At 64.7% G+C, this 6,246-nt stretch carries 7 protein-coding genes; 5 read left to right on the forward strand and 2 right to left on the reverse strand.

Going from position 1 to position 6,246, the window contains the following annotated elements:
* The first annotated feature begins 8 nt into the window (after positions 1-8).
* The 3 genes from ACIP5Y_RS11915 (at position 9) to ACIP5Y_RS11925 (ending at position 2,979) form a co-directional block, all read left to right on the forward strand.
* Complete coding sequence (locus tag ACIP5Y_RS11915; protein ID WP_400349773.1) at positions 9-287, forward strand: FmdB family zinc ribbon protein; 279 nt, start codon at positions 9-11, stop codon at positions 285-287.
* 48 nt (positions 288-335) lie between these two features.
* Entirely contained in the window at positions 336-1,589 is a 1,254-nt protein-coding gene (fmdA, locus tag ACIP5Y_RS11920; RefSeq protein ID WP_400349774.1) for a formamidase, read from the forward strand.
* 70 nt (positions 1,590-1,659) lie between these two features.
* Positions 1,660-2,979: a S41 family peptidase gene (locus ACIP5Y_RS11925; protein ID WP_400349775.1), complete on the forward strand. Its 1,320-nt coding sequence runs from the start codon at positions 1,660-1,662 to the stop codon at positions 2,977-2,979.
* 279 nt (positions 2,980-3,258) lie between these two features.
* Here ACIP5Y_RS11925 and ACIP5Y_RS11930 read toward each other — a convergent pair whose 3' ends face one another.
* The gene (locus ACIP5Y_RS11930) at positions 3,259-4,965 is read right to left on the reverse strand and encodes a DUF222 domain-containing protein (protein WP_400349776.1); all 1,707 of its coding nucleotides are present in this window, start codon (positions 4,963-4,965) and stop codon (positions 3,259-3,261) included.
* Positions 4,966-5,360: 395 nt separating this feature from the next.
* On the opposite strand from ACIP5Y_RS11930, the gene ACIP5Y_RS11935 reads away from it, so the two are divergent.
* Both ACIP5Y_RS11935 and ACIP5Y_RS11940 read left to right on the forward strand, forming a co-directional pair.
* Positions 5,361-5,528 (forward strand): hypothetical protein, encoded by a 168-nt coding sequence (locus ACIP5Y_RS11935; RefSeq protein WP_400349777.1) that lies wholly within the window; start codon positions 5,361-5,363, stop codon positions 5,526-5,528.
* 10 nt (positions 5,529-5,538) lie between these two features.
* Positions 5,539-5,709 (forward strand): hypothetical protein, encoded by a 171-nt coding sequence (locus ACIP5Y_RS11940; protein ID WP_400349778.1) that lies wholly within the window; start codon positions 5,539-5,541, stop codon positions 5,707-5,709.
* Positions 5,710-5,721: 12 nt separating this feature from the next.
* Here ACIP5Y_RS11940 and ACIP5Y_RS11945 read toward each other — a convergent pair whose 3' ends face one another.
* Positions 5,722-6,150, reverse strand: coding sequence for a MarR family winged helix-turn-helix transcriptional regulator (locus tag ACIP5Y_RS11945; RefSeq protein WP_400349779.1), 429 nt, complete (start codon positions 6,148-6,150; stop codon positions 5,722-5,724).
* Between the last annotated feature and the right edge of the window lie 96 nt (positions 6,151-6,246).

The raw sequence follows: 6,246 nt of genomic DNA on the forward strand, positions 1-6,246 counted from the left end.
GGCGCCGCGTGCCCTACTACGAATTCTGCTGCCGCAGCTGTGGCAGCTTCGACCGTTCCCACCCCATGGCGACCGTGCCCGACGTCGCGCCGTGTCCCGGCTGTGCCCTTCCGGCGCGACGGCGCATGACCGGCGGTGCGCTGCTGCACACCGGCTCGACGGCGACGCGATTGCTCGACGCCACCGCGCGCACCGCGCACGAACCGGCCGTGGTGACGGCGCCGCCTGCCCGGACCACGACCCGGATCTCGCGAAATCCGCTGCACCACAAGCTCCCCCGCGCCTGACATCCCCCGTTCCGGATACCCACGTCCCCGATTTCCCAGGAGGCACCGATGCCCGAGCTGATCTTCCCGCTCGATTCCACCAAGAAGTTCGCCGATCAGAAGTTCGTAGGCCACAATCGCTGGCACCCGGACATTCCGGCGGTCGCCACCGTCGCGCCGGGCACCGAGTTCCGGGTGCATGTGCGCGAATGGTTCGACGGCGCGATCCGCAATGACGATTCCGCCGAGGATGTCCGCGATGCGCCGCTCACCACCGTGCACTGCCTGTCCGGGCCCTTCGCGGTCGAGGGCGCCGAGCCGGGTGACCTGCTGATCGTCGACATTCTCGATATCGGGCCGATCCCGCAGGAGGATTCGGGTCCGCTGGCGGGTCAGGGCTGGGGATACACCGGCATCTTCCCCACCGACAATGGCGGCGGCTTCCTCACCGAGCACTTTCCGGACGCGTACAAGGCGATCTGGGACTTCAGCGGCCATACCACCACCTCGCGGCACGTTCCGCGGGTCAAGTTCACGGGCATCATGCATCCCGGGCTCATGGGCACCGCGCCTTCGGCGGGGCTGCTCGGCACTTGGAACACCCGGGAGGCCGCGCTGATCGCCACCGATCCCGAGCGGGTGCCGCCGCTGGCGCTGCCGCCCGAACCGCGCGATGCGATTCTGGGCGCGTTGATCGGGTCGGATTATGAGCGTGCCGCTGCCGAGGCCGCCCGCACCGCACCGCCTCGCGAGAACGGCGGCAATCAGGACATCAAGAATCTGACGCGGGGCAGCCGGGTGTTCTATCCGGTGTTCGTGCCCGGTGCGAACCTCTCGGTGGGTGATCTGCACTTCTCGCAGGGTGATGGCGAGATAACCTTCTGCGGCGCAATCGAAATGGGCGGCTTCATCGATCTGCGAGTGGATGTGATCAAGAACGGAATGGAGCTCTACGGCGTCACCGAGAACGCCATCTTCCAGCCGGGCAACGAGGGCCCGGTCTACACGGAGTTCCTGGCCTTCTCCGGCACCTCGGTCACCCTCGACGGCGAACAGCGGTATCTCGATTCGCAATTGGCGTTCGAGCGCGCCTGCCTCCACGCCATCGACTATCTGACCAAGTTCGGTTACAGCCGCGAGCAGGCTTATCTGCTGCTGGGCGCCGCGCCTATCGAGGGACGGTTCTCGGGCGTGGTCGATATTCCGAATTCCTGTGCCACCGTCTATATCCCGACCGCCATCTTCGATTTCCCGATCGCGCCGGCCGCGGGTGGCCCGATCCGCATCGATCCCGGCATGGGGGCGCCGCGGGCTACTCGCTGATACTGCGGTATGAGGTGCGCATGCTCCGGTGTGATGTGCGCACCGATCGCCGGGCCGCACCATGTGGCCCATGGTTATCGACGGAGTGTGGCAGACCGACGGTTACAGCACCATCATGGTCGTCGACGCGCACGGCCTGCACACTTACGACCGCACCACTGTCAGCTGTCTGCCGGGCCTTTTCGAGGCCACCACGAAGACCGGCACGGATGAAACCCGCACCTTCGACGGCAATGACGGCACCGTCTCGACGATCACTCTCACCCGTGACCCGAATACCGCCGAGTGGCGGATCGATGCGAACGAGGGCGCCCGCCATCTGCATCGCCTCCCCGAAAAACCTTCCGACTGTGTGGATTCCGGTGGCACCCCTCCTATCGACAAGGATCCGCAGCGCACCTTCGACGTCTTCTGGCACACCCTCGACGAGAACTACCCCTTCTTCGCGGCACACGACGTGAACTGGCACCAGACCTACACCCGCTATCGCCCCATGGTCACCGCCACCACCAGCGATGACGATCTCGCGAAAATCCTCGGCGAAATGATCGCACCCCTACAGGACGCCCACCTGGCGATCATGGCGAACGGCCGGCCGATCGGCACTCCCCGGCCGGGAACCAGACCCCCGACCCCGCAATACATCGACAAGGCCCTCGACCTGGTCCGACAGACCGATCCGAACAGTCCGATGACGATGTGGGCGAACAACCACATCGGCTACGCGGACCTCCCCGACCACATCGGCTACCTCTGGATCAGCGGATTCTCCGACTACACCGACTCCGAATCCGGCTCGTACGCCGCCAACGCCGCCGAACTGGACCGCGCCCTCACCTCGATCTTCACCCCGGCCCGAACCACCGGGCCGAACCGCCTCACCGGCCTGATCATCGATACCCGCATCAACGGCGGCGGTGACGATCCCCTCGGGCTGGCAATCGCCGCGAGACTGACCGACCACCCCTTCTTCGCCTACGCCAAGGAAACCCGCAACAACCCTTGCAACCCCGACAGATTCACACTTCCGCAGCCAATCACAGTGCAGCCCTATGGATCTAACCCCTATCTCGGGAAGATCGCGATCCTGACCAGCGAATCCACTATCAGCGCCGGCGAAACCTTTACCCAAGCTCTACTTCAACGCAGTCCTCGCCCAACGATTCTCGGCGAGAACACCCAAGGCGTCTTCTCCGACGTGATGACCCGGCGTCTCCCCAACGGGTGGACCTTCATCCTCCCCAACGAGAAGTACCTCACCCCAGCAGGTACTACCTACGATGTCACCGGCATTCCTGCCGACGTCCCTATGCCGGTCTTCCCCGACGAGGACTTCAGTCGCGGCGTCGACAGTGCCCGCGCTCGCGCCGTTGAGGTATTGCGCCGCTAGGGCAGAGACAAAGATTAAAAACTGGAGGTGTGGTTGCGTCGTGTGCCCTGCCGGACCGGGGCTGACGCCCAGTGGGGAGCCGTCGCCCTCTGTCCCAGCCCACGGACTGCACGCATCACCTTCTCGAGACACACACCCGAAAAACCGAAAACCAGAAAACCGGAGACCCAAAAACCCCGAAACCCGAAGGAAACCGAAACAGGCACGACCAGTACACCAGTGCGGGGATATGTCTCATTCCCCCACGCTGGCGTACTGGCCGCGCCCCTTTCACACTCTCTAGGCTTCTAGCCCGGCCCCTAGCCCACCGTCGGGCCCACTCTCCGGGCTGGCTTGCGGTCCGGCTGCTGGCACGGTTGCCGATCCAGTCGATGTCCCGGCCTCCGGCGCATCGTTTTGCGCCCCATTGTTCTGCGCTGCACTCGAACAGGCGCGCCGCGCCAGCCACTCACGATGACGGCGTGATTCCCGCTCGGTACGGGCACGAATCCGCGCCGCCGACTCCGCGAGTGCTTCCTTCTCATGGTGGCGGTGGTTGACCTGCGGTATCCCGCTCGGGTCGATGTGGGCGGGCGCGATCCAGCCGGTACGACCCGCATACGGTGAGTCTTGGTCCAGTTTCACGGTTTTCCAGCCACCCGGCCCGTCATGCACCCGTGCGTGGCAGGCGTCGCAGGCCAGGGTGAGGTTGTCGATATCGGTCGGACCGCCCTTGGCCCACTCGGTGACATGATGCACCTGGCACATGGTCGCGGGGGCATCACAACCCGGACGAGTGCAGCCACGTTCGGCGGCGATCAGCGCTATCCGTTGCGCCGGATTCGCCATACGCGGCACCGTGCCCGTCATCGCCCTGCCCGTCATCGCCCCGTCCGTGATCGGTTTGCCCGTCATCGGTTTGCCCGTCATGCGTTTGCCTCTGCCCAGATACAGGGGCATGCCTGTGTGGTTGAGTACCGCCAGCCACGGAATCGACTTCTGCGCCAGCTTCAACGCCTCCTCGATCGACACCCGCCCACCCGACGCCGTCACGGCCACCCCGGCCGCGGTCTCGAGTTCGGCGACGGTCATGGTCACCACGGTGCTGACCGGCATCCCCCGATGCTGGCCCAGGTGGGCCGGACCCATCTCCGGGCGCAGCAACGCCAACACCGCATCATGATTACGCTGACCCGCACTGCGGGTATCGCGTTTCACGCACCCCTGCAATACTTCCGGGTCGATCCCGTCACCGACGGAATCACCGGTGGTCCAGGGGCTTTGCGCGTCCTCGGGGTTACACATGCCTGGGCGCGCCAGTTTCGCCAGCACCGGATCGAGCAGGGCCCGCAGTTCGGGGGTGATCTCCCCGCGGATCGCCGACATGCCGTCGACACGTTGTTTGCCAATGATCAGTTCGCGCATGCGTTGGCGATCCTTGTCCTGCACCAGGATCCCGTCGGGGTCGAGGAACGCCAGGATGCGGTCACCGATCCTCGGCAGATCATCCGGCCAGCCGGTGCGCGCGTAGTCGGCGAGTTGTTGTTCGACCGCTTCGGCTTGTATCGCATCCACATGCATCGGCAGCCGCTTCAGGATCTTCGCGATCCGCCACGCATGATCGACCGAGATCTCCCCCGCGGCTTGCGCGGCAGCAGTATGGGCCAACAGAGGTTCGAGTTCCTCCCCACCGATCAGCCGCGGACCCAACAGCTTCGCCGCATTCACGCGCGCGGCAGCCTCGGCATGCGACAGACGCAGGACGGTGGCCAGGTATTGGGTGGTGCTGCGGGCCTCGGCTTTCTCCGGGATACGACGCTGCTCGATCTCGACCAGCAACCGATGCTCGGCAGCCACGAAACGCCTCTTATCGACCTCGACCTCACGCAACATCGCAACGACCTGCTCATCGGTGCAACGGGTGAGGTTCGCTTCCAGCATGGCGTCGACACCGGCACCGAACGCCGCAGTGGCGTCGCTGCTGTAGTGGTTCCCCCCGGTGCCCATACCACCATCTTATATCGAACGAGTGTTCGAATCCAGCCTAAATCTAGTGTGATACAAAGCTTTTCAGACTTACGCGGCTACACCGAGCTTGGCGGCCCGGAGCTGCGGGCAGCTCCGGGCCTCTGGCGCTACGGAATCAGCAACCTGCCGAGGAGGTCGGAGATTGCCGAGATTACGTCACCGATGAAGTGCGGGATCATGCGTTTCCTCCTTCGCGAAAGATGCTTATAGATCAACTTGATTCGCTTGGCGGTCCGGAGCCGGATCGACAGGCGCGGTGATTTGCTATTCGTTGCGAGGGCGGAGAAGGATGGCCGGTCGGTATGGAGTTTGGCTCAATAAGGCAATATGAGCCGCATGAAAACAGCACGTTCGGCTATGGCAGTGTCCGCACTGTGTCTCGTAGCGGTCGTGGTGGGGGGCTGCTCGAAGACCGATGGCACGCCTACCGCTGCCCCGGAGACCTCATCGTCCGCCGTTGCCACCACGACTACGGCAACCACTACCTCCGCCGCCCCTACCACGACGTCCACTTCCGCTCCGGCGCCCGCGAATCTGGATGACCCACTGAGCGTGACGTGCGCGCAGTACGAAACCTTGGACAAGGCTTCGCAGTTGAAGGTGATCCTGGCGATCTTCGGCGATGATCCGGCGAAGAACGACGACCGCGTGTCGTTGACGGGTCTGCTGTGCAGGTCGGATTACGTGCAGGACAAGGCCGTGAAGGACGCTCTGCCGCACTGATGACGAAGCCGGTCAACCGGTTTCGAGGTTGCGCTTCATTTCCCGGAGCGTGCGCACGAACAACAGACGATCGGCGGGGCTGACGGTCGCCATGGCGCGTTCGGCGATGGCGGCCGTTTCGGCTTCTATGCGTTGTTCCAGTTCGCGGCCGCGGTCGGTGAGGAGGAGGCGGACCAGGCGGCGGTCGGTGGGGTGGGGTTCGCGGCGGAGGAGGCCGGCGGCTTCCATGCGGGTGGCGGCGCGGGTGATGGTGGGGGTGGCGAGGCCCAGGCGGCGGGCGATTTCTCCCGGGGCGAGTCCGTCTTCGGCCCAGAGTTGGCGCAGGACGAACTGCTGGCCCTCGTGGATGCCGTGGTGCGCGAAGGCGGCCGCGTTGGCGGTGGCCAGGGCGTGCTTGGCGGCCCAGAAGGCGGTTTGGAAGTCATCGTCGGGTTCGGGCATAACCAGTACAGCGTAAGGGCTTGACAGTCATTAGCCGGGTAACGATACGATCGTTGTTCGGCTAATGAATCTATCTGAATCTCTGCGGAGGACCCG

Origin of the sequence: Nocardia sp. NPDC088792, from assembly GCF_044750615.1 — a bacterium.
Lineage (GTDB): Bacteria > Actinomycetota > Actinomycetes > Mycobacteriales > Mycobacteriaceae > Nocardia.